This is a genomic window from Cupriavidus sp. FW305-27 (assembly GCF_058787995.1).
Genome location: NZ_JBYTAG010000091.1, coordinates 1 through 21,979, shown reverse-complemented (window position 1 = coordinate 21,979; position 21,979 = coordinate 1). Strand labels below are relative to the sequence as shown.

Annotated in this window: 17 protein-coding genes and 1 pseudogene; 11 read left to right on the top strand and 7 right to left on the bottom strand. The window is 68.4% G+C overall.

Going from position 1 to position 21,979, the window contains the following annotated elements:
- Positions 1 to 26: 26 nt before the first annotated feature.
- From AC3WRI_RS30160 to tldD, 3 genes are all read left to right on the top strand, one after another.
- Entirely contained in the window at positions 27 to 4,211 is a 4,185-nt protein-coding gene (locus AC3WRI_RS30160) for a YhdP family protein (RefSeq protein ID WP_492294681.1), read from the top strand.
- 17 nt (positions 4,212 to 4,228) lie between these two features.
- Complete coding sequence (locus AC3WRI_RS30155; protein WP_010809059.1) at positions 4,229 to 5,059, top strand: carbon-nitrogen hydrolase family protein; 831 nt, start codon at positions 4,229 to 4,231, stop codon at positions 5,057 to 5,059.
- A 99-nt stretch (positions 5,060 to 5,158) separates the two neighbouring features.
- Complete coding sequence (gene tldD / locus AC3WRI_RS30150; protein ID WP_010809060.1) at positions 5,159 to 6,619, top strand: metalloprotease TldD; 1,461 nt, start codon at positions 5,159 to 5,161, stop codon at positions 6,617 to 6,619.
- Between the two features lie 64 nt (positions 6,620 to 6,683).
- Here tldD and AC3WRI_RS30145 read toward each other — a convergent pair whose 3' ends face one another.
- Positions 6,684 to 7,739 carry a class I SAM-dependent methyltransferase gene (locus AC3WRI_RS30145; protein WP_011614891.1) on the bottom strand — a complete coding sequence of 352 codons (1,056 nt, stop codon included), beginning with the start codon at positions 7,737 to 7,739 and terminating at the stop codon, positions 6,684 to 6,686.
- A 500-nt stretch (positions 7,740 to 8,239) separates the two neighbouring features.
- Here AC3WRI_RS30145 and aroG point away from each other — a divergent pair, with 500 nt between their 5' ends.
- Entirely contained in the window at positions 8,240 to 9,319 is a 1,080-nt protein-coding gene (gene aroG / locus AC3WRI_RS30140) for a 3-deoxy-7-phosphoheptulonate synthase AroG (RefSeq protein ID WP_010809062.1), read from the top strand.
- A gap of 100 nt (positions 9,320 to 9,419) precedes the next feature.
- Here aroG and AC3WRI_RS30135 read toward each other — a convergent pair whose 3' ends face one another.
- Positions 9,420 to 9,818, bottom strand: a complete 399-nt coding sequence (locus AC3WRI_RS30135; protein ID WP_010809063.1) for a c-type cytochrome — start codon at positions 9,816 to 9,818, stop codon at positions 9,420 to 9,422.
- Between the two features lie 10 nt (positions 9,819 to 9,828).
- Entirely contained in the window at positions 9,829 to 10,176 is a 348-nt protein-coding gene (locus AC3WRI_RS30130; RefSeq protein ID WP_010809064.1) for a c-type cytochrome, read from the bottom strand.
- A 540-nt stretch (positions 10,177 to 10,716) separates the two neighbouring features.
- Between AC3WRI_RS30130 and AC3WRI_RS30125 the strand changes: the two genes are divergently transcribed.
- The 3 genes from AC3WRI_RS30125 to AC3WRI_RS30115 are packed head-to-tail and all read left to right on the top strand — an operon-like array spanning position 10,717 to position 13,418.
- A complete protein-coding gene (locus AC3WRI_RS30125) occupies positions 10,717 to 11,607 on the top strand; it encodes an AAA family ATPase (RefSeq protein WP_010809065.1) in 891 nt (296 codons plus the stop codon).
- Positions 11,608 to 11,620: 13 nt separating this feature from the next.
- Entirely contained in the window at positions 11,621 to 12,214 is a 594-nt protein-coding gene (locus AC3WRI_RS30120; RefSeq protein WP_011614889.1) for a GNAT family N-acetyltransferase, read from the top strand.
- Between the two features lie 28 nt (positions 12,215 to 12,242).
- Positions 12,243 to 13,418, top strand: a complete 1,176-nt coding sequence (locus AC3WRI_RS30115; protein ID WP_010809067.1) for a vWA domain-containing protein — start codon at positions 12,243 to 12,245, stop codon at positions 13,416 to 13,418.
- Between the two features lie 61 nt (positions 13,419 to 13,479).
- On the opposite strand, the gene AC3WRI_RS30110 is transcribed toward AC3WRI_RS30115, so the two are convergent.
- The 3 genes from AC3WRI_RS30110 to mdlC are packed head-to-tail and all read right to left on the bottom strand — an operon-like array spanning position 13,480 to position 17,647.
- The gene (locus AC3WRI_RS30110; RefSeq protein WP_011614887.1) at positions 13,480 to 14,469 is read right to left on the bottom strand and encodes a Bug family tripartite tricarboxylate transporter substrate binding protein; all 990 of its coding nucleotides are present in this window, start codon (positions 14,467 to 14,469) and stop codon (positions 13,480 to 13,482) included.
- A 59-nt stretch (positions 14,470 to 14,528) separates the two neighbouring features.
- A complete protein-coding gene (locus tag AC3WRI_RS30105; protein WP_492294680.1) occupies positions 14,529 to 15,980 on the bottom strand; it encodes an aldehyde dehydrogenase in 1,452 nt (483 codons plus the stop codon).
- A 56-nt stretch (positions 15,981 to 16,036) separates the two neighbouring features.
- Positions 16,037 to 17,647 carry a benzoylformate decarboxylase gene (gene mdlC, locus AC3WRI_RS30100; protein ID WP_492294679.1) on the bottom strand — a complete coding sequence of 537 codons (1,611 nt, stop codon included), beginning with the start codon at positions 17,645 to 17,647 and terminating at the stop codon, positions 16,037 to 16,039.
- A gap of 109 nt (positions 17,648 to 17,756) precedes the next feature.
- Between mdlC and AC3WRI_RS30095 the strand changes: the two genes are divergently transcribed.
- Positions 17,757 to 18,665 carry a LysR family transcriptional regulator gene (locus AC3WRI_RS30095; RefSeq protein ID WP_010809071.1) on the top strand — a complete coding sequence of 303 codons (909 nt, stop codon included), beginning with the start codon at positions 17,757 to 17,759 and terminating at the stop codon, positions 18,663 to 18,665.
- A 3-nt stretch (positions 18,666 to 18,668) separates the two neighbouring features.
- On the opposite strand, the gene AC3WRI_RS30090 is transcribed toward AC3WRI_RS30095, so the two are convergent.
- Positions 18,669 to 19,577, bottom strand: coding sequence for a LysR substrate-binding domain-containing protein (locus AC3WRI_RS30090; protein WP_010809072.1), 909 nt, complete (start codon positions 19,575 to 19,577; stop codon positions 18,669 to 18,671).
- Between the two features lie 124 nt (positions 19,578 to 19,701).
- Between AC3WRI_RS30090 and AC3WRI_RS30085 the strand changes: the two genes are divergently transcribed.
- The 3 genes and pseudogenes from AC3WRI_RS30085 to AC3WRI_RS30075 form a co-directional block, all read left to right on the top strand.
- A complete protein-coding gene (locus AC3WRI_RS30085) occupies positions 19,702 to 20,688 on the top strand; it encodes a tripartite tricarboxylate transporter substrate binding protein BugE (RefSeq protein ID WP_010809073.1) in 987 nt (328 codons plus the stop codon).
- Between the two features lie 15 nt (positions 20,689 to 20,703).
- Positions 20,704 to 21,591 (top strand): N-formylglutamate amidohydrolase, encoded by an 888-nt coding sequence (locus AC3WRI_RS30080; RefSeq protein WP_010809074.1) that lies wholly within the window; start codon positions 20,704 to 20,706, stop codon positions 21,589 to 21,591.
- Positions 21,592 to 21,840: 249 nt separating this feature from the next.
- A pseudogene (locus AC3WRI_RS30075) lies at positions 21,841 to 21,979 on the top strand (BspC domain-containing protein); the annotation flags it as partial.

Sequence of the window (21,979 nt, the reverse complement as noted above, 5' to 3'; positions counted from 1 at the left end):
CCTCCACCCTGGCCCCGCCACACCCCGTGAATCCCCCGGCCAACGATGCCACCAGCGCCCGGCGCAACGATTCCGCCCGCGCGCACGCCGGCGCGTTCCTGCGCGCCTGCACGCGCGGCGTGGCGGCAGCCGTGCGCCACCCGTTCTGGCGCGGGCTGGGCCGCGCGCTGGTGCGGCTGGCGCTGGTGCTGGCCGCGCTGGCGCTGGTGGCGGGCCTGCTGATCCGCTTCGTGCTGTGGCCACAGGCGTCCACCGCGCGCCAGTGGCTGGAAGAACGCGGCTCGGTGGCGCTCTCGGCCAAGGTCAGCATCGGCGCGCTCGATACCTACTGGGACGGCTGGCACCCGGCCTTCCGCGCCCGCGGCCTGCGCGCCGTGGACTCCGGACAGCGCGTGCTGCTTGCGGCCGCCACGCTCGACGGCAAGCTGGCGTGGCGCTCGCTGTTCAGCATGAACCTGCAGTTCGTCAGCCTGGGCGCGACCGGCACCGACATCCTGGTGCGGCGCACGCCCGAGGGCCGGCTGCTGGTCGGCGGCATGCTGGTGGACGCGACCGGCGGCCAGCAGGACGACGATCGCTTCCTGGGCTGGCTGATGTCGCAGGGGCGCGTGGCGCTGTCCGACGGCAAGCTGCGCTGGCTGGACGAGAAGGCACGCCTGCCCCAGCTCGATATCGGCGAGATCCGCCTCGACACCCGCCGCGACGGCGCGCGCCACACGGTGACGCTGGAAGCGCGCTCGCCGGCGCTGGGCCCGAGCCCGCTGGTGGTGCAGTCCTCCTTCAGCAACGACTACCTGCACAGCGCCGGCAACTGGCGCTACTGGACCGGGCAGGCCAGCTGGGACCTTGGCCAGCTGCAGCTGCCGGTGCTGCAGCGCTACCTGGCGATGTTCGAGCGCGTCGCCAGCGGCACCTTCAGCACCGACGGCAGCATTGAATTCCGCCAGGGCCGCATCGTGGGCAGCCAGACGCGGCTGCGCGCCAGCGGCGTCGACCTGCAGCTGGCCGGCGCCTCCGCCCCGCTGCGCCTGGCCAATGCGCAGGCCTTCCTGCTACACCGGACCGAGCGCGACGGCAGCAACCTGCTGACCGTCGACACCCTGCTCTGGCAACCCCAGCCCGCCAGCGACGACGAGGGCACCCCCGCCGACAGCACCTGGCGCGAAGGCATGCGCAAGGTCACCCTCGGCTGGGCCTCCGGCAAGGACGGCACCCTGCGCAAGTTCTCGCTCAAGGCGCCCACGCTGGACCTGAACACGCTGCGCGCGGTGTCCAGCTCGATGCCGCTGGACACCGCGGTGCTGCGCCGGCTGCGCGCGCTGCAGCCAGCTGGCCACATCGACAACCTCAACGTGAGCTGGAGCCGCGAGCGCGCCGGCATGCTCGAGCGCGGCGACGGCAAGCTGCGCTACAGCGTGCAGGGCACGCTGCGCGACGTCTCGGTCAACGGCCAGCCGGCCGTGCCCGCGGTGGACGCCAGCGGCCACCCCCGGCTGGGCACGCCTGGCTTTTCGCACCTGTCCGGCACCTTCTCCTTCGATGACCAGCAGGGCAATGCCCGCTTCGAAGGCAACGGCGCGGCACTGGTGCTGCCTGGCCTGTTCGAGGAGCCGCGGCTGCCGTTCGACCAGATCGGCGGCGAAGTGCGCTGGACCCATGCCGGAGGCAAGCTCGCGGTTACGCTGGACGGCGTGCGCTTTGCCAATGCCGATGCGGCCGGCTCGGTGCGCGGCACCTGGCGCGCAGGCGGCGACGGTGTATCCGGCATCGCCGACCTGAGCGGTGAAATGACCCGCGCCCAGGTGGCGCGCGTGCCGCGCTACCTGCCGCTGAGCATTCCGGCCGGCACCCGGCACTACTTGGCCGGTGCGCTGGCGGGTGGCGAAGCTGCCGGCGTGAGCTTCGTGCTGCGCGGCGACCTGGCGCATTTCCCGTTCCATGCCCCGCACGAGAAGGCCGGCGAGTTCCATGTCGAGGTGCCGATCGAACACGTCAGCTACCAGATCGCCCCGCACGAGACCGCCAGCGGCACCACCACCGGCGCGCAGGCGTGGCCAACCTTCACCGACATTTCCGGGCGGGTCGTGTTCGACCGCGGCGGCATGACGTTCCTGGCAAGCCGGGCCACGGTCCACGACATCCCCGGCGTCACGCTGCAGGACGTCAAGGGCCGCATCGATGACCTTGGCCCGCACGGCAAGCTGGTGATCGACGGCGGCGCCAGCGGACCGGTGCAGGGCTTCCTGCGCTACATCAGTGCTTCGCCGGTGCGCGAATGGACCGGGCACGTGGCCGATGCGGCGCAGGCCCACGGCAACGGCGAGCTCAGGCTCAAGCTCGACATGCCGCTGGAACACGCCAATGCCGCCAAGGTGGACGGCCGCTTCCGCTTCCCCGGCAACGATGTCGTGCTCAGCCCGCAGCTGCCGCAACTGGGCCATGCCAACGGCACCATCACATTCAATGAACACGGTTTCGGGCTGGAGAACATGCGGGCCCGCTTCCTCGGTGGCGAGATCCGGCTCGGCGGCGGCACCCAGCCGGACGGCGCCACGCACGTCACCGCCAGCGGCAGCGTCTCGGCCGCCGGGCTGCGCGAGGCCGCCGCGGGCTCGGCGCTGGCGCCGGTGGCCGCGCGGCTCGAAGGCAGCACCAGCTACAGCGCCGTGATCGCCACGCGCGAGCGCCAGCTGCAGGTGCAGTTGAGCTCCGAACTCAATGGCATGGCGATCGGCCTGCCCGCGCCGCTGGCCAAGGCCGCGGCGCAAGACCTGGCGCTGCGCGCGGACCTGCGCCCGGCCAGCGCCCCGGACCGCGCCGGCACCAGCGAGCTGGTGCTGCAGCTGGGCCATGCGCTGAACGCGCGCTACCTGCTGCGCCGCGACCAGGGCGGCGGCATCGACGTGCTCGCCGGCGCCATCGGCATGCAGCAGGCGCCGCCGCCGCCCGCGGCCGGCGTCAGCGCCGCGGCCACCTTCGACCAGCTCGATATCGATGCATGGCGGGCGGCCTTCGGCGGCGGTGCCGGCAGCGCGGGCCCCGCCGCGGCGCCCTCACCCTTCCTGCCTGGCCGCATTGCGCTGCGCGCGCGCACGCTGCACGCCATGGGCCGCACGCTCGACGAGGTGGTGCTCGACGCCAACCGCGAAGCCGGCGGCTGGAACGCCAGGATCGACTCGCGCCAGGTGGCCGGCGCGGTGCAGTGGCGTCCGGCCGGGCCCTCGGCCACCGGGTCGCTGCAACTGCGCCTGGCGCGCCTGAACGTGCCCGATGCCAGCGACGAGCGCAACGTGGTGGACGCGCTCGCCAGCAGCATCGACGAGCTGCCCGCGATCGACCTGGTGGTCGACCAGTTCATGCTGCGCGGGCACGACTTCGGCAAGCTTGAAGTCAAGGCCCATACCGGCACCAGCTCCGCCGATCCGGTCTGGACCCTGGAAAAGCTGCAGATCGAGCAACCCGGCGCCACCCTGACCGGCAGCGGCAGCTGGCGCGTGCCGCGCCAGCTGCGCGCCGACGCCAATGCCGAGCGCCGCACCCTGTTGTCCTTCAGCATCGACGTGCGCGATGCCGGCGCCACGCTGGAACGGTTGGGGCTGGCGCACACGCTGAGCGACGGCAAGGGCAAGCTCGAAGGCCGCGTGGCCTGGCGCGGCTCGCCGCTGTCGATCGACTACCCGACGCTGTCGGGCAAGCTGTCGCTGGACCTGGAGAATGGCCAGATCCTGAGCGTGGAGCCCGGCGCGGCGCGGCTGCTGGGCGTGCTCAGCCTGCAAGGCCTGCTGCGCTTTGCCATGCTGGACTTCCGCACCCTGTCGGGCCGCGGGCTGGTGTTCGACCGCATTGCCGGCACTGGCACGATCGAGAACGGCGTCGGCACGATCCAGGACTTCGAGCTCAGGAGCCCGCAGATCATCGCCAGCATGAGCGGCACCGCCAACCTGCTGCGCGAAACGCAGGACCTGCGCGTGGATGTGGTGCCACGCATCAACGCCACCTCCACCTCGATCGCGGCCGCCTTTATCAACCCGGTGCTGGGAATCGGCACGCTGGCCGCGCAACTGCTGTTTGCCGACGAGTTCTCCAAGGTGTTCACCCAGCACTACCGCATCAGCGGCAGCTGGGCCAACCCGCAGATCGGCAAACTGGAGGACAATAAGGCGCAAGCCCCGACCTTCCAGAACCGCGCGGACCCCGCCCTCCCGCGCTGAGGAAAACAACGCCGCCTATGACTGCAACCGCCGCCTCCGCCCCGTTCCGCGTTGCCGCCGTCCAGACCGTGACCGGCACCTCGCTCGATGCCAACCTGGCGCGTGCCGACGCGCTGATCGCCGAGGCCGCAGCCGGCGGCGCGGCACTGGTGCTGCTGCCCGAATACTTCTGCATGATGGGCCGCTCCGAATCCGACAAGGTGGCCGTGCGCGAGCATGACGGCGACGGCCCGGTGCAGCAGTTCCTGGCCGATGCGGCACGCCGCCACGGCATCTGGCTGGTCGGCGGCACGCTGCCGATGTGGTGCGACGACCCGGCGCGCGTGTACAACACCTCGCTCGCCTTCAACCCGCGCGGCGAGCGCGTGGCGCGCTATGACAAGATCCACCTGTTCGGCTTCACCCGCGGCACTGAAAGCTACGACGAGTCGCGCACCATCCTGGCCGGGCGCACGCCGGTCAGCTTCGACGCGCCCTGCGGCCGGGTGGCGATGTCGGTGTGCTACGACCTGCGCTTCCCCGAGCTTTACCGCGGACTGGCCGCCGGCGACGGCACCAGCTTGATTCTGATGCCGGCCGCCTTCACCTACACCACAGGGCAGGCGCACTGGGAGATCCTGCTGCGCGCCCGCGCCATTGAAAACCAATGCTATGTGCTGGCCGCGGCACAGGGCGGCAAGCATGAGAATGGCCGGCGCACGTGGGGCCATTCGATGCTGGTCGATCCGTGGGGCGAGGTGCTGGCAACGCTGCCTGAGGGCGAAGGCGTGGTCGGCGGCGTGATCGATCCCGCGCGCCTGGCCGAGGTCCGGCAGAACCTGCCGGCACTGCGACACCGGGTGCTGTAGCATGTACGCAATCGCGGCAGCCTTCACCGGCTCCCGCCCGGAGAATTTTTTGCCGCGCCGGCCGCAAGCCGGCGCGTCCCCAGGAAGAAAGGACATCTCATGAACGCCGGCGATCTCGGAATCCGCAACCTGGCCACCGCGCAGCAACTGCTGCTGGCACCGTACGGCCTGGACGAGGCCAAGCTCCAGCGCGTGCTGGCCGATATCTTCACGCACAAGGTCGACTATGCCGACCTGTACTTCCAGTACACCCGCAACGAGGCCTGGAGCCTGGAAGAAGGCATCGTCAAGTCGGGCAGCTTCAGCATCGACCAGGGCGTGGGCGTGCGCGCGGTCTCTGGCGACCGCACCGCCTTCGCCTATTCGGACGACATCAGCCTGGCGGCGCTGTCGCAGGCCGCGGCGGCCACGCGCACCATCGGCCGTGCCGGCAACGGCCGCGTCAAGGTGGCCGGCGAGCTGGCCACGCACGCCGGGCGCAACCTGTACGCGCCCAACGACCCGCTCGACTCCATGAGCGCGGCCGAGAAGGTGGCGCTGCTTGAGCGCGTCGAGCGCATGGCGCGCGCCAAGGATCCGCGCGTGGTGCAGGTGATGGCAGGCCTGGCCGGCGAATACGACGTGGTGCTGGTGGCGCGCAGCGACGGCGTGATCGCCGCCGACGTGCGTCCGCTGGTGCGGGTCTCGGTCACGGTGATCGCCGAACACGGCGGGCGCCGCGAGGTCGGCTCTTCCGGCGGTGGCGGCCGCTATGCCTATGGCTACTTCACCGACGAGCTGCTGCAGAAATATGTTGACGAGGCCGTCTCTTCGGCCCTGGTCAACCTGGACGCGCGCCCGGCCCCGGCCGGCTCGATGACCGTGGTGCTGGGCCCGGGCTGGCCCGGCGTGCTGCTGCATGAAGCCGTCGGCCACGGCCTGGAGGGCGACTTCAACCGCAAGGGCTCGTCGGCCTTTGCCGGCCGCATGGGCGAACGCGTCGCGGCCAAGGGCGTGACCGTGGTCGACGACGGCACGCTGGCCAACCGCCGCGGCTCGCTCAACCTGGACGACGAAGGCAACCCGACCCAGTGCACCACGCTGATCGAGGACGGCATCCTGCGCGGCTATATCCAGGACACGCTCAACGCGCGCCTGATGAAGATGCCGGTCACCGGCAACGCGCGCCGCGAAAGCTATGCCGCGCTGCCGATGCCGCGCATGACCAACACCTACATGCTCAACGGCGACAGGGATCCGCAGGAGATCATCGCCAGCGTCAAGCGCGGCCTGTATGCAGTCAACTTCGGCGGCGGCCAGGTGGACATCACCAACGGCAAGTTCGTGTTCTCGGCGAGCGAGGCCTACATGATCGAGGACGGCAAGATCACCTACCCGGTCAAGGGCGCGACGCTGGTCGGCAACGGCCCGGAATCGCTGAAGGATGTCACCATGATCGGCAACGACATGCGCCTGGACTCGGGCGTCGGCGTGTGCGGCAAGGAAGGCCAGAGCGTGCCGGTGGGCGTGGGCCAGCCGACGCTGCGCATCGAGAACATGACGGTGGGCGGCACCGCCTGACCAGTCCGGCGATGACGAAGACGGGACCCTGCGGGGTCCCGTTTTTCACGGGATCGCCCCGGCCTTACGGCCGCACTTCATACACCAGGTTGAACGGCGTCTGCGCCGCGCGGCGGAAACTGCTGAAGCCGGCCTGCTCAACCACTGCGCGCATGCGCGCCTCGCCCGCCTGCGCGCCCAGGCACAGGCCGACTTCCTGCGCGCGCGACGCTGGCGTGCAAATGAAGGTGGACGCGGAATAGAACACCCGGCCCAGCGGGTTCAGGTTCTGCTCCAGCGTGTCGTTGGCAAACGGTTCCACGATCATCCAGGCGCCATCGGCACGCAGGGTCTCGCGCACGTGGCGTGCCGCGCCGACCGGATCGCCCATGTCGTGCAGGCAGTCGAATACCGTCACCAGGTCATAGTCCTTGCCGCCGTAGTCCTTGGCGGTGGCCACTTCGAAGCGCACGCGCTCGGTCATGCCGGCGCGGCGCGCGGCTTCGGCCGCATGGCGCACCGAAGGCTCGTGGTAGTCGAAACCGACAAAGCGCGAGGCCGGATACGCCTGCGCCATGATGATGGTCGACGCGCCGTGGCCGCAGCCCACGTCCGCCACCGATGCGCCCGCCTTGAGCCGCGCCTCCATGCCGTCCAGCGCGGGAATCCATTCCGAAACCAGGTGCGCCGCGTAGCCCGGCCGGAAGAAGCGCTCGGTGCCGTGGAACAGCGCGGGATCGTGCTCGTGCCAGCCCAGCCCGCGGCCGTTGCGGAAGATATCGATCACCTTCGGGATGGCGCGGAACTGCGCCACCGCGATCTGGAACGCGCCCGGGATGAATGCGAGGCTGCCCTCCTGCGCCAGCGCATAGGCCTGCTCTTCGTTCAGGCTGAACTGCCCGGTGGCCGGGTCATAGTCGACGTAGCCGCTGGCCGCCTGTGCCGACAGCCATTCGCGCAGGTAGCGCACGTCTGTATGGGTCTTTGCCGCCAGCACTTCGGCGGTCATTGCTTTTTCCGCCATGGCCTTGTACAGGCCGAGTTCATCGCCCACCACCACGGTCGCGGCATGCATCACCGCGCCGATATCGTTGACGAATTTTTCCATGAAGGCATTCAGCCTCGCTTCATCGACGCTCATGATGCACCTCCCCGTGCTCACTGCTCCCCGGTTCCAATATAGCCCCGGGTATGTCGGGGAAAGCCGAAAAGCAGTGGCGGGACAAGGCTTGGCAAGGCGCCGGGAGATGCGTACGCCAGCGCACCGCATGGCCTCGTCGACACTTGCCAATTCTGGCAAAAGGCGCTATAAAGATGCTTCGCGGCGCGACAGGCAACTGACGCACGCCGAAAATTGACCGGCCGGCGCGCAATTTCCTGTCTTTCTGCTACGCAGTGCAGCATAAATTCGGCGCTCACGACGATAATCGATTCAAGCTGACCCAAGCCAAAGCCTTTTTCCGCCATGTCCGCTAAGTTTTACTTTTACTTTTTTAGCGATCTCACACCGCTGGCGGATAGGGAGGGACGGCTGTAGGCAGCGCCCCGAATACAAAAAAGACCGCCAGCGACCCTGGCGGTTTTTTTATACCTGTTTGTTTCCCCACCCACTAACGACCTCACAAGAATCCCGGAGCCATCATGCTGAAGAACACCGACGACCTGCGCATTCGCGAACTCAAGGAACTGCTGCCGCCCGCGCACCTGATCCGCGAGTTCGGCTGCTCCGAACAGGCTTCGGACGTGATCTACGGCGCGCGCCAGGCCATGCACCGCATCCTGCACGGCATGGATGACCGCCTGATCGTCATCATCGGCCCGTGCTCGATCCACGATACCCGCGCCGCGCTGGACTACGCCAAGCTGCTCAAGGTCCAGCGCGACCGCTTCGCCGGCGAGCTGGAAGTGGTGATGCGCGTGTACTTCGAGAAGCCGCGCACCACGGTGGGCTGGAAGGGGCTGATCAACGATCCGCACATGGATGGCAGCTTCAAGATCAACGATGGCCTGCGCACCGCGCGCGAACTGCTGCTGAACATCAGCGAGATGGGCGTGCCCACCGGCACCGAGTACCTCGACATGATCAGCCCGCAGTACATCGCCGACCTGGTCAGCTGGGGCGCGATCGGCGCCCGCACCACCGAGTCGCAGGTGCACCGCGAGCTCGCCTCGGGGCTGTCGTGCCCGGTGGGCTTCAAGAACGGCACCGACGGCAACGTCAAGATCGCGGTCGATGCGATCAAGGCCGCGTCGCAGCCGCACCATTTCCTGTCGGTGACCAAGGGCGGCCACTCGGCGATCGTGTCGACCTCGGGCAACGAAGACTGCCATGTGATCCTGCGCGGCGGCAAGGCGCCCAACTACGACGCCGCCAGCGTGCAGGAAGCGTGCGACGCCATCGCCAAGGCCGGCCTGGCCTCGCGCCTGATGATCGATGCCTCGCACGCCAACAGCAGCAAGAAGCATGAGAATCAGATCCCGGTGTGCGAGGAGATCGGCCGCCAGATCGCCAGCGGCGACCAGCGCATCATCGGCGTGATGGTGGAATCGCACCTGGTGGCGGGCCGCCAGGACCACGTCCAGGGCCAGCCGGTCGAGCAGCTGACCTACGGCCAGTCCGTGACCGATGCCTGCATCGGCTGGGACGACTCGGTCAAGGTGCTCGAGGGACTGGCCGAATCGGTGCGCCAGCGCCGGCTGGTGTCGGGCAGCGGCAACTGATAGCGCCGCGGGGCCAGGGCCCCGCGCTCGCGCACACAACAAAAAAGCCGCTTCCAGGGAAGCGGCTTTTTTGCATTGGCGCGGCGGCGGCCGCGCGTTCTTACTTCTTCAGCACCAGGTCGCCAGGCAGCGACTCGATGTAGGCGGCCATGTCCTTCAGCTCCTTGCGGGTGAACGGGCGCGGCTTGCCGTCCTTGTCGGTCACGGCCGGATTGGCGTTGACCTGGCCCGCCATGATGGCATTGGAGCGGCCCACCAGCGGGTTGCCCGACACCTGGTACGACGCCAGCGCGTGGTACAGGTAGTCGGCGTGCTGGCCCGCCAGCTTGGGGTAGTCCGGCGAGATCGGGGCGTTCATGCCCGCGCCGTGGCAGGCCACGCAGGCACCCTTTTCCACCAGCGCCTTGCCGGCGGCAAGGTCGGCGGCCGAGGCCGGCATCGCGGCAGCACCCAGCACGAGTGCGCCGAGCGCGAACGAAAGCGTCTTGAGCGTATTCATGAGGGGTCTCTTACTTGAGGGAATTGTTCTGCGTGCCGGCCTTCTGCTGCGAGTAGTAGGCCGCCACGTTGGCGATGTCCTGCTCGGTCAGCGTCGCGGCGATGCCGCGCATGGTCGGGTGCTTGCGCTCGCCCTTCTGGTAGGCCTTGAGCGCGTTCTCGATGTACTTGGCGCTCTGGCCGCCCAGCAGCGGCACTTCATAGATTTCGGGGAATGACGCACGGTAGCCCGGAATGCCGTGGCAGCCGATGCACATTGCAACCTTGTCCTTGGCAGCGTCTCCATTGCCCTTGACTTCCTGTGCCTGCGCAGCCGTTGCAGCCGCGCCCAGCACCACCATCGTGAGGAGCTTTTTCATTGTCTTTGCGGATTGGAAGTTAAACCGTGTGACCTGCCCTGCCGGGCGGAGACGGTTTCAGAATGCTGCTGCGGGGAAAACCAGGGCAGCCGGAGGGATTGCCGAGGTGCAACCCGCCAGACATGTCGCATCCGGTCTGTTGCCGGGATGTGGAACACCATTCTGGAACCACCTCTCGCAATCGCCGCGACCCGGAAGGGCCGCTGGGACTTCTGAACGCGGACTGCCGGATGCTGGGAGAACTGGACGTGGGGGCGCGTCAAACCGCCGCATTGTACCGCAGCCGGCACCTGCCAGTCCAGCAACCGGCCCGGGCCGCCGGCGGCCTGTCAGCGCGCCCCAACACGAACCGCAAAGGTCTTTTATACTGGCTGATCCCGGGAATCTGCACGACCGTTCGCGAATGCTGCCGCCAGCAGCGCGCGGGCGCCCTGCACCGGACCCTGTTTCCATAATGAAAGCGCGCATGACAGCGCGAAGAGACCGCGCCAAGCACGCCAACCCGGCCCTCGATCCGAGGCCGTCACCTCAGGTTGCCTCATGTCAAACATCGCCAACGCTTCCGCCCAAGCCTCCATCGCCCAGCAGGCCCGTTTCGAGGGCACCGACCAGTATGTCGCCACCGACGACCTCAAGCTGGCCGTCAATGCCGCGCGCACGCTGCAGCGCCCGCTGCTGATCAAGGGTGAGCCCGGCACCGGCAAGACCATGCTGGCCGAGGAAGTCGCCGCCGCGCTGGGCATGCCGCTGCTGCAGTGGCATATCAAGTCGACCACCAAGGCGCAGCAGGGCCTGTACGAGTACGACGCGGTGTCGCGCCTGCGCGACTCGCAGCTGGGCGACGACCGCGTCCACGACATCCGCAACTACATCGTCAAGGGCGTGCTGTGGCAGGCCTTTGAAGCCGACGAGCAGGTCGTGCTGCTGATCGACGAGATCGACAAGGCCGACATCGAATTCCCCAACGACCTGCTGCGCGAACTCGACCGCATGGAGTTCTACGTCTACGAGACGCGCGAACTGGTCAAGGCGAAGCACCGCCCGCTGGTGATCATCACCTCGAACAACGAGAAGGAGCTGCCCGACGCCTTCCTGCGCCGCTGCTTCTTCCACTACATCAAGTTCCCCGACGCCGACACCATGCAGCAGATCGTCGACGTGCACTACCCCGGCATCAAGCGCGAGCTGGTGGCGGCCGCGCTGGAATCGTTCTACGAGATGCGCAACCTGCCGGGCCTGAAGAAGAAGCCGTCCACGTCCGAACTGATCGACTGGCTCAAGCTGCTGATGGCCGAGGACATCCCGCCCGAGGCGCTGAAGAGCCCGGACAAGAAGGCCGCGATCCCGCCGCTGCATGGCGCGCTGTTGAAGAACGAGCAGGACGTGCACCTGTTCGAGCGCCTGGTGTTCATGAACCGCGCCAACCGCTGAGGCATTGCCCGCCATGACTGCGTTCGTCAAACCCGTCACCCTGGTGGGCCGGCACGTCACGCTGGAGCCGCTGCGCGCCGAGCATGCCGAGGGCCTGCGCAACGCCTGCGCCGACGGCGAGCTGTGGAAGCTCTGGTACACCAGCGTGCCCGCGCCCGAGCGCATGGAGGCCGAGATCGCGCGGCGCCTGGCGCTGCAGGAACAGGGCTCGATGCTGCCGTTCGCGGTGCGCGATGCCGCCGGCGAGCTGGCGGGCATGACCACCTACATGAATATCGACGCGACCAACCGGCGTGTGGAGATCGGCTCCACCTGGTATGCGCGCCGCGTCCAGCGCACGCCGCTGAACACGGAATGCAAGCTGATGCTGCTGGGCCATGCCTTCGACCATCTCGACTGCATCGCCGTGGAGTTCCGCACGCACTGGATGAACCAGCAGAGCCGCGCCGCCATCGCGCGCCTGGGCGCCAGGCAGGACGGCGTGCTGCGCAACCACCAGCGCATGCCGGACGGCTCGTTGCGCGACACCGTGGTGTTCTCGATCATCGCCAGCGAATGGCCGGCCGTGCGTCAACACCTGCAATTCCAGCTCGACCGTCCGCGCTGAAGCGGCCGCCGACTGATAGCGAGGCATCATGCTGATCGATTTCTTCTTCTCGCTGCGCCACGCCAAGCTGCCGGTCTCGGTCAAGGAATACCTGACCATGCTGGAAGCGCTCAAGGCGCAGGTCATCTCGCCGTCCATCGACGAGTTCTACTACCTGTCGCGCATGACGCTGGTCAAGGACGAGAAGCACTTCGACAAGTTCGACCAGACCTTCGCCGCCTACTTCAAGGGCGTCGAGAGCCTGGTCGACTGGAAGTCCGACATCCCGCTCGACTGGCTGCAGAAGACGCTGGAGCGCGAACTCTCGCCCGAGGAAAAAGCCAAGATCGAGGCCATGGGCGGCCTCGACAAGCTGATGGAGCGCCTCAAGCAGCTGCTCGAGGAGCAGAAGGAAAAGCACGAGGGCGGCAACAAGTGGATCGGCACCGGCGGCACCTCGCCGTTCGGCCACGGCGGCTACAACCCCGAGGGCATCCGCATCGGCGGCCCGTCCAAGGGCAACCGCACCGCGATCAAGGTGTGGGAGACACGCGCCTACAAGGACTATGACGACCAGGTCGAACTGGGCACGCGCAATATCAAGGTGGCGCTGCGCCGGCTGCGCCGCTTTGCGCGCGAAGGCGCCGACACCGAGCTGGACCTGGACGACACCATCCACTCCACCGCGGCCAACGCCGGCCTGCTCGACATCAAGCTGCGGCCCGAGCGCCACAACAAGGTCAAGGTGCTGATGCTGATGGACGTGGGCGGCTCGATGGACGACCACATCAAGCGCGTGGAAGAGCTGTTCTCGGCCACCAAGACCGAGTTCAAGCACCTGGAATACTACTATTTCCACAATTGCCTGTACGACTACGTGTGGAAGAACAACCGCCGCCGCCACGCCGAGAAGCTGGCCACGTGGGACCTGCTGCACAAGTACACGCCCGACTACAAGATCATCTTCGTCGGCGACGCCACCATGAGCCCGTATGAGATCCTGCAGCCGGGCGGCTCGGTGGAGTACAACAACACCGAAGCCGGCGCGGTCTGGCTGAACCGGATGACCGAGCAGTTCCCGCACTTCGTCTGGCTCAACCCCGAGCCGGAAGGGCTGTGGCAGTACCGGCAGTCGATCACGGTCATCAACCAGCTGATGAAGGGACGGATGTATCCGGTGACGCTGGCCGGGCTGGAACAGGCGATGAAGGTGTTGTCGAAGTAAGGCAGCGCTGGCTGCTGAAGCGCGTAAGTGGCGGCATCGACATGCCGCCTTTTTTCATGGGTCAGTCCACGGTGATGCCCGCCTGCCGGATGAACCTGCCATAGCGCGCGCGATCCACGTTCTGCCGCTCGGCAAACGCCTGGATGCTCAGCGGCGCCACGGCGCCGCCCAGCTTGTTGACGTTTTCCTGCAGCTGCGCGCCGGCGAGCGTGCGGTTGATCTCGCGGTTCATGCGCTCGACGATGGCCGGCGGCGTGCCGGCGGGCGCATAGACGCCGAAGGTCGAGTCGCCGTCCACGTCCTGCAGGCCGGCCTCGGCCAGCGTCGGCACGTCCGGGTATTGCGCCGCGCGCTTGGCGCTGGCCACCGCCAGCAGCCTGAGCTTGCCGCTGGCCACGTGCTGAAGGCCGGGGCCGGGATCGAACATGAACTGCACCTGCCCTGCCAGCAGGTCGCTCAGGGCCGGGGCCGCGCCCTTGTACGGCACGTGCACGGCGTCCAGCTTGCCGGCGCGTTTGAACATCTCGGCAGCGATATGCGGCGTGCTGCCGTTGCCGGCCGAGCCGTAGCTAAGCCTGCCCGGATGCTCGCGCACATAGGCGATGAACGCTTCCAGCGTCTTCGCCGGCACCGACGGATGCACCAGCAGGTAGACCCGCACCAGCGCCACCGACGCGACCGGGGTCAGATCCTTGATCGGATCGTACGGCATCTTCTTGTAGAGGAAGGGATCGATCGCCACCGCGCCGCCCGAGGTCAGCAGGAAGGTATAGCCATCGGCCGGCGCCTTGGCCACGGCATCGCCGCCGACGATGCCGTTGGCGCCGGGGCGGTTGTCGATCACCACCGGACGCTTCAGCGCCTCGGACAGACCGGGCGAGATGCCGCGCGCCAGCGTATCCGCGGCCCCGCCGGCCGGGAAGTTGACGACCAGCCGGATCGGCTTGTCCGGCCACGGCTGCGCGGCGGCCGGCGCGCTCACGCCAGCCAGCAGGCCCGGCGCGCACAGTGCGGCGCAAAGGGCGCGCGCGATACGGTGGGGGAATCGCATGATGGTTGTCTCCTGTCTTAGGTTTTGCTGCTGCCTGCCGCAGCGTTCTGGGGCGCCACTCAGAACGGATATTGCCGTGGCGTGGTCTGCACCGTGATCCAGCGCAGCTCGGTGAAGGCATCGATCCCGGCCTTGCCGCCGAAGCGGCCATAACCACTCGCCTTCACGCCGCCGAACGGCATCTGCGCCTCGTCGTGCACGGTCGGGCCATTGACGTGGCAGATGCCCGATTCGATGCGGCCGGCGACCCGCATCGCGCGCGCCACATCGCCGCCGAACACGGCCGCCGACAGCCCATAGGCCGAATCATTGGCGCAGGCAATGGCCGCTTCCACGCCATCCACGCGCACCACGGCCTTGACCGGCCCGAACGATTCCTCGCGATAGATCTCCATGTCCGGCGTCACGTAATCCAGCACCGTGGCCCGCATCAGCGTGTCGGCCGCCTTGCCGCCGCAGACCAGCCGCGCGCCCTTGGCCAGCGCGTCGTCGATCATGGCGTTGCAGCGCTCGACGGTGCTCATGTCGACCACCGAGCCCAGCACCGCCGGGCCGGTGCGCGGATCCGCCAGCGGCAAGGCGCCGGCGCGCGCGGCAAAGCGTGCCACGAAGGCGTCCGCGATGCTGGCATCCACCACGATGCGCTCGGTGGACATGCAGATCTGGCCTGAGTTGGCGAAGGCGCCGAAGATGGCACCGTCCACCGCGGCGTCCAGGTCGGCATCGTCCAGCACCACCAGCGGCGCCTTGCCGCCCAGTTCCAGCACCGCGGGCTTCAGGTGGCGCGCGCAGGCCTGCGCGATCAGCCGCCCCACGCGCGTGGAGCCGGTGAAGTTGATGCGGCGCACTGCCGGGTGGGCGATGATGGTCTCGACCACGGCGGCGGCATCGGCCGGGGCGTTGGTGACAAAGTTGACCACTCCCGCCGGGAAGCCCGCCTCCGCCAGCGCATCGACGATCAGGCCATCCGTGGCCGGACAGATCTCCGAACCCTTCAGGATGACCGTATTGCCGCACGCCAGCGCCGTGGCCACGGCGCGCACGCCCAGGATCACCGGTGCGTTCCACGGCGCGATGCCCAGCACCACGCCCGCGCCCTGCCGCACCGCCATGGCCAGGCTGCCCGGCACGTCGGAGGGAATCACCTCGCCGTTGATCTGCGTGGTCAGCGCAGCGGCCTCCTGCAGCATGCCGACGGCAAGTTGCACATTGAAGCCGGCCCACATCGCCGACGCACCGGTCTCTGCCGCCATCGCGGCGGTGAGCGCCCCGGCCTTGCCTTCAAGTGCCTGCGCCGCGCGCATGAGCAAGGCGCGCCGTTCGCCCGGCCCGGTGTCGCGCCAGGCCGGGAAGGCGCGCGCGGCAGCGTCGGCAGCGGCCAGCGCATCGGCGGCGGTGGCTGCCGGCGCCCGCGTGGCCACGCTGTGGTCAAGCGGGTTGCGGCGCTCAAAGGTGGCACCGTTGGCGGCCTGCGTGCGCTCGCCGTTGATCAGCATGGTGATGCTTTGCATCCTGGAGTCTCCTGGAAGGGGTACTTCGTCTGTCGTCTGTCGTCTGGCGCCGCGGCTCAGGCCACCTCGATCTCCACCACGGTCGGCACACGCATCCGCAGGGCTGTCGCCAGCGCTTCGCGCAATGCGGCAGGATGAGCCACTCGCGCCGCCTCGCAACCATGCCCGAGCGCAATCGACACGAAATCCAGATCGGGCAAGGCCGTGCCGACCAGCGGATCATCGCTGCCAAAGCCGAAGGTCGGCGCAAACTCCTGCAGGGCGGCGTAGCGCCGGTTGTTGAGCACAATGAACGTGATCGGCAGGCCCAGTTGCGCGGCGCTCCACAGCGCCTGGATCGAATACATGCTGGAGCCGTCGCCGACCAGGCCGATCACCTTGCGCCCCGGCTTGCCCAGCGCGACGCCCACTGCCGCGGGCAGGCCGTAGCCAAGCCCGCCGCTGCACATCGTGTAGAAGGTCTCGCTGCGCAGGATGGGCAGGTGGCGATGCATCACCGGGCGCGCGCTGGGCGCTTCCTCGACCACGATGGAATCAGGGTCGCGCAGCTCCGCCAGCGTCTGCAGGACATAGGCGACGCTCATCGGCATGCCGGGCTCGGCGCGCGGTGCCGGCACGCGCGGGCGCGGGGCTTCGCGCCGCGGCGGCGCCGGGCGCGCCAGCAGGTCGGCCACGCCCTGACGGATGCTGCCGACTGCGGCAGTGCCCACCGGGGCCCATGCGGCGATATTCGGATCGTCGATCAGCTGCACCACCTGCGCCCCGGGCGGCGCATGGGGGCCACCCCCCTCGACGTGATAGGTGAAGGCTGCCGCCCCCAGCGCGAACACAAGGTCGTGGCCCGTGAGCAGCCCGACGATCTTCTCGCGCATCGCCGGCAGGAAGCCGGCAAACAGCGGATGGTCTTCCGGAAAGCCGCAGCGCCCCGACATCGGCGCCACCCACACCGCCGCCTGGTGCCGTTCCGCCAGCCGCACCACATCGTCCCAGGCGCCATCGCGGTCCACGGCCGCGCCCACCACGAACGCCGGCCGGCGGCTGGCATCGAGAGCGTCGCCGATCTGCGCCAGCAGTGCCGGCTGCACGCGGCTTTCAGTGCTGACCGTGCGCGGCAGCACCGGCTCGCACGGCCGGGCCCAGTCATCGGCGGGAATCGAGATCAGCACCGGCCCGCGCGGCGGCTGCATGGCGATGTAGTAGCCGCGCGCAATCGCCAGCGGCACGTCTTCGGCCCGCGCCGGCTCGCAACTCCACTTCACGTAGGGCTTGGGCAGCTCGGTGGCCTGGGCAGAGAACAGGAAGGGTTCGAACGGCAGGATCGAGCGCGCCTGCTGCCCGGCAGTGATCACCATCGGGGTGCGGTTCTTGTGGGCGGTGAAGATGCTGCCCATGGCATGGCCGACACCGGCCGCCGAGTGCAGGTTGACGAAGGCCGCATTGCGGGCGGCCTGGGCATAGCCATCGGCCATGCCCACCACCACGGACTCCTGCAGGCCGAGGATGTAGCGGAAGTCGTCGGGAAAATCGAGGAACAGCGGCAGCTCGGTCGAGCCGGGATTGCCGAAGATGGTGGTCATGCCGAACGCGCGCAGCAGGTCCAGCACAGCGGTGCGCACGGTCGTGGGAGTGGCGGAGGCGGAGGCGGCAGGCGTGGCGGAAATGGCCATGGTCGTGGAGGCTCCAGTGCGGAATCAGTGACAAAGCTTGCGGACCAGTATGGACAATCAGGCCTTGCCCAGAAATTGCCGTTTTGGGGCAAAGTCATTACGATTCGGCATGACCCTCGATCTGCGCCAGCTCCTTGCCTTCCTTGCGGTGTGCGAACACGGCAGCCTGGGCCGCGCCGCCGCACAGCTGAACCTCACCCAGCCGGCACTGAGCCGCACCATCCAGCGGCTGGAAGCCCAGCTGGACGCGCCACTGTTCGAACGCTATGCCACCGGCATGGTGCTGACGGCCTACGGCGAGGCCCTGCTGCCGCACGCCAACCTCTTGCGCCACGAGGCCGAGCACGCCACCGAGGCCGTGCGCGCGCTGCGCGGGCTGGCCGCCGGCACCATCCGCGTGGGCACCGTCGCCAGCGTCGCCAGCGTGGTGCTGCCGGAGGCGATCGAGGCGGTGCTGGCACGCTGGCCTGGGCTGCGCGTGCGCATTGTCGAAGGGGTGGGAGATTTCCTGGCCGATGCGCTGCTGCGCCGCGAGATCGACCTGGCCATCGGCATCGCCCTGCCGGAAAACGAGGAAATCTGCGCCGTGGCGGATGTTGGCTGGAGCGACAGCAGCTTCGTAGTCGCCGCCGCCGGACATCCGCTGACGGGCAGGACGGCGCTGCGGCTGGCGGATACCGCCGCTTGCCGCTGGGTCATGCCGCCGCGCGGCACGGCGCCCTTCGACGAACTGCAGCGGCTGTTTGCGCGCGCCGGGCTGCCGCCGCCGGACATCGTCGCCGAAACCCGCTCGATCATTGCGCTCAAGGCGCTGGTGGCACGCGCGGGCTTCCTCAGCTGGATGGCTGCGCCGATGTACGAGGCCGAGCAAAAGGCCGGCATGATCCTGCCGCTGCCCATTGAAGGCGCCCAGGCGCCGCGCCGGCTGGCGGTGTACCGGCGCCGCCAGGGCATCCTGCCGGCGCCGGCGGCGAAGCTGCTGGAGCAGTTGCGCCGGTTGACATCGGACGTGGGCTGAACGTCAGGTGGGCCGCGCCAGGTCGGCCCCTTCCATCACCCATGCGCGGAACGTGCGCAGCGCCGGCAGGTGCTGCTTCTGCTCCGGATAGCACAGGTAATAGCCCTTCTTGGCCAGCACCTGGGCCGGATGCGCCACCACCAGCGCCCCGGTGGCCAGCTCTTCCTCGATCAGGCAGCGCGGGATCAGCGCGATGCCCAGACCCGAAAGCGCGGCCTGCGTGAGCAGCGAGAACTGGTCGAAGCGCGCGCCGCTCCAGGCCTCGCGGGTTGGCACCCCCAGCGTGGCGAACCAGTCGGGCCAGGCTTCGGGCACGGTGGTGTGGTGCAGCAGCGGATAGCGCAGCAAGGCAGCGGGCGTGGGCGCAACGCCGCCGGGCTCGGACGCCAGCAGGCCCGGACGGCACACCGGCAGCACCTCGCGCCCGGTCATGTAGTCGGCCAGGCTGCCGGGCCAGACGCCGTCGCCGAAGCGGATCGCGGCGTCCAGGTCCGGCTCGGAAAAATCGTAGCCCTGCGCGTGCGGCACGAATTCGAGCTTCACCTCCGGATGGCGCGCGAAAAACTGCGGCAGGCGCGGGATCAGCCACTTGGCGCCCAGCGTCGGCATGCTGGCGATATGCAGCACGCCGCCCCGCCCCTGCCGCGCCATCAGCTCGACGGTGGCGGCCTCCAGCTCGTTCAGGCTGGGGCCGATGCGCTCCAGGTAGCGCTCGCCCGCGGTGGTCAGCATCAGGCGCTGGCGCACGCGCTGGAACAGCTCCACGCCCAGGTAAGCCTCCAGGCTGCGCACCTGCTTGCTGACCGCGCCTTGCGTGACATGCAGTTCACGCGCGGCTACGGTAAAACTGTTATGGCGTGCCGCGGCCTCAAAGGCCTGCAACTCGGTCAGCGACGGACATAAGCGTCGCATAAATCACCTCTAATTCACGACCAAATGGAATGAGCTAAGGATTTTATTTCGTTTGCGGCACGCTTGCTCGGGCGCGCAGAATCGTGAAATCCACTTTATTCCTCCCCTCGCCCTGGATCCCCCCATGCAACGTCGCCATCTTCTCCGCCTCCTGGCCACCGCTTCGGCCGCCGCCGCTGCCGGCATCTCCTTCAGCGCCATGGCCCAGGCCGGCTATCCGACCAAGCCGATCACGCTGGTGGTGCCCTTCCCCGCCGGCGGCACCACGGACATCGTCGCGCGCATCGTCGCCGACAAGCTCGGCCAGCAACTGGGCCAGGCCGTGGTGGTGGACAACCGCGGCGGCGCCGGCGGCAGCATCGGCACCGCTTTCCTGTCCAAGGCGGCGCCGGACGGCTACACGCTGGGCATTGCCACGGCCTCGACCCATGGCATCAATCCGGCGGTCTACCCGCGCCTGTCCTACGATGCAACCAAGGACTTCACAACCATCACCAACCTGGCCTCGGTGCCCAACGTGATGAGCATCAACCCGGCGGTCAAGGCCACCGACATGAAGTCCTTCATCGCGCTGGCGCAGTCGCAGCCCAACAAGCTGGCCTATGGCTCGGCGGGCAACGGCAGCGTCTCGCACATGATGGGGGAACTGTTCAAGATGAGCAGCAAGACCGAACTGCTGCACGTGCCCTACAAGGGCGTGGGCCCGGCGCTGAACGACGCGCTGGCCGGCCAGGTGCAGGTGCTGTTCGACAACCTGCCGTCGTCGCTGCCATTCATTGAAGGCGGCAAGCTGCGTGCGCTCGCCGTGGCAGCGCCCAAGCGCGTGGCCGCGCTGCCCAACGTGCCGACCTTCGCCGAGCTGGGCCTGGGCGAGGTCAACGACGCCGCCTGGTTCGGCCTGATCGCGCCGGCCAACCTGCCGGCGGATATCCAGACCAGGCTCCACACCGCCGCGGTCAAGGTGCTGGCACTGCCGGAAGTGAAGGCCAAGCTCGAGAAGCTGGGCGCGACCCCGGTAGGCGATACGCCGGCGCACTTTGCCGCCCAGATCAAGAGCGAAGTGGCCAAGAACAAGCGCGTGGCCGCCGCCGCCAGGATCTCGCTCGACTGACTTTACGGCAACACCATGACCGACACCGACCGAACCACCGCGGACAGTCCGTTCTACCTGTACCAGCCCGAGGGCGAGCCCGCGGCGCTGTTCCTGGACTCGCCGCACAGCGCGACGACCTACCCGACGGACTTCCGCCCCGACCCCGCCCTGCCGCTGCCGCTGCTGCGCCAGGCCGAAGACACCTTTGTCGACGAGCTCTACGCCGGCGCCCCGGCGCGCGGCATCGCGCTGCTGTGCGCGGGCTTCCCGCGCAGCTACCTGGACGCCAACCGCGCGCTGGAAGAAATCGACGAAGCCCTGCTCGACGCACCCTGGCCCGGCGCCCGGCAGGAGACCGCCAAGACCCGGCTGGGCAAGGGCCTGGTCTGGCGCGTGCTGGACACCGGCGAGGCCATCTACGACCGCAAGCTGAGCGTGGAAGAAGTGCAGGCGCGCATCAACCGCTGCTACCTGCCCTATTATGCGCAGCTGCAGAAGCTGGCCGACCGCGCCGTGGCCAGCCACGGCAGCGCCTGGCATATCAACTGCCATTCGATGCCGAGCCACGCCGCGCCATTCGCCACCGAGTTCCCGGGGCTGGAGCATCCGGATTTCGTGGTGGGCGACCGCGACGGCACCACCTGCGACAAGCGCTTCACCGACCGGGTCGAGGGCGTGCTCAAGGAGATGGGCTACGACGTCTGGCGCAATCACCCGTACAAGGGCGTGGAGATCGTGCGCGTGGTGGGCCAGCCCCAGGCCGGCTGCCACAGCCTGCAGCTGGAGGTCAACCGCAAGCTCTACATGGACGAGGTGGGCCTGACGCATACCGCGGGCTTTGCCAGGCTGCGCCATGACCTGAACCTGCTGCTCGACGAACTGCTGCGCTTTACGCGCTCGATGCCGTCGCGCGTGGCCTGACCCGGGCCGGGGCTGCGCCACGCAGCCCCGCATAAGCTGCGGGTTCACCGCAGTTGTGCGAGACAGGGGATTCCTGCTAGAGCACAAGTCACTTGTTGCACGACATCATGCGTTAGAAGAATGGGTAACAAGATTTAGGAACTTTGTCAGATAGGTTTCCTCTATCATGGCATTCCTTTGCGAACCCATCTTGCCTGCCGGCCCTACGGCGCCGCGGGCAAACCGAAGAACGCACACACCGCTCACACCGTGATCCGACGAATCTCCGAACTGCTCGGCAGCCAGCTCCGCATGGTGGCTGCCGCAGTGGCCGGTGCGATCGCGCTGGCAGGCTGCGCCAATATGCCGGCCGATGATGCCAGCGCCGGCCCGGCACCTGCCCCGGCAC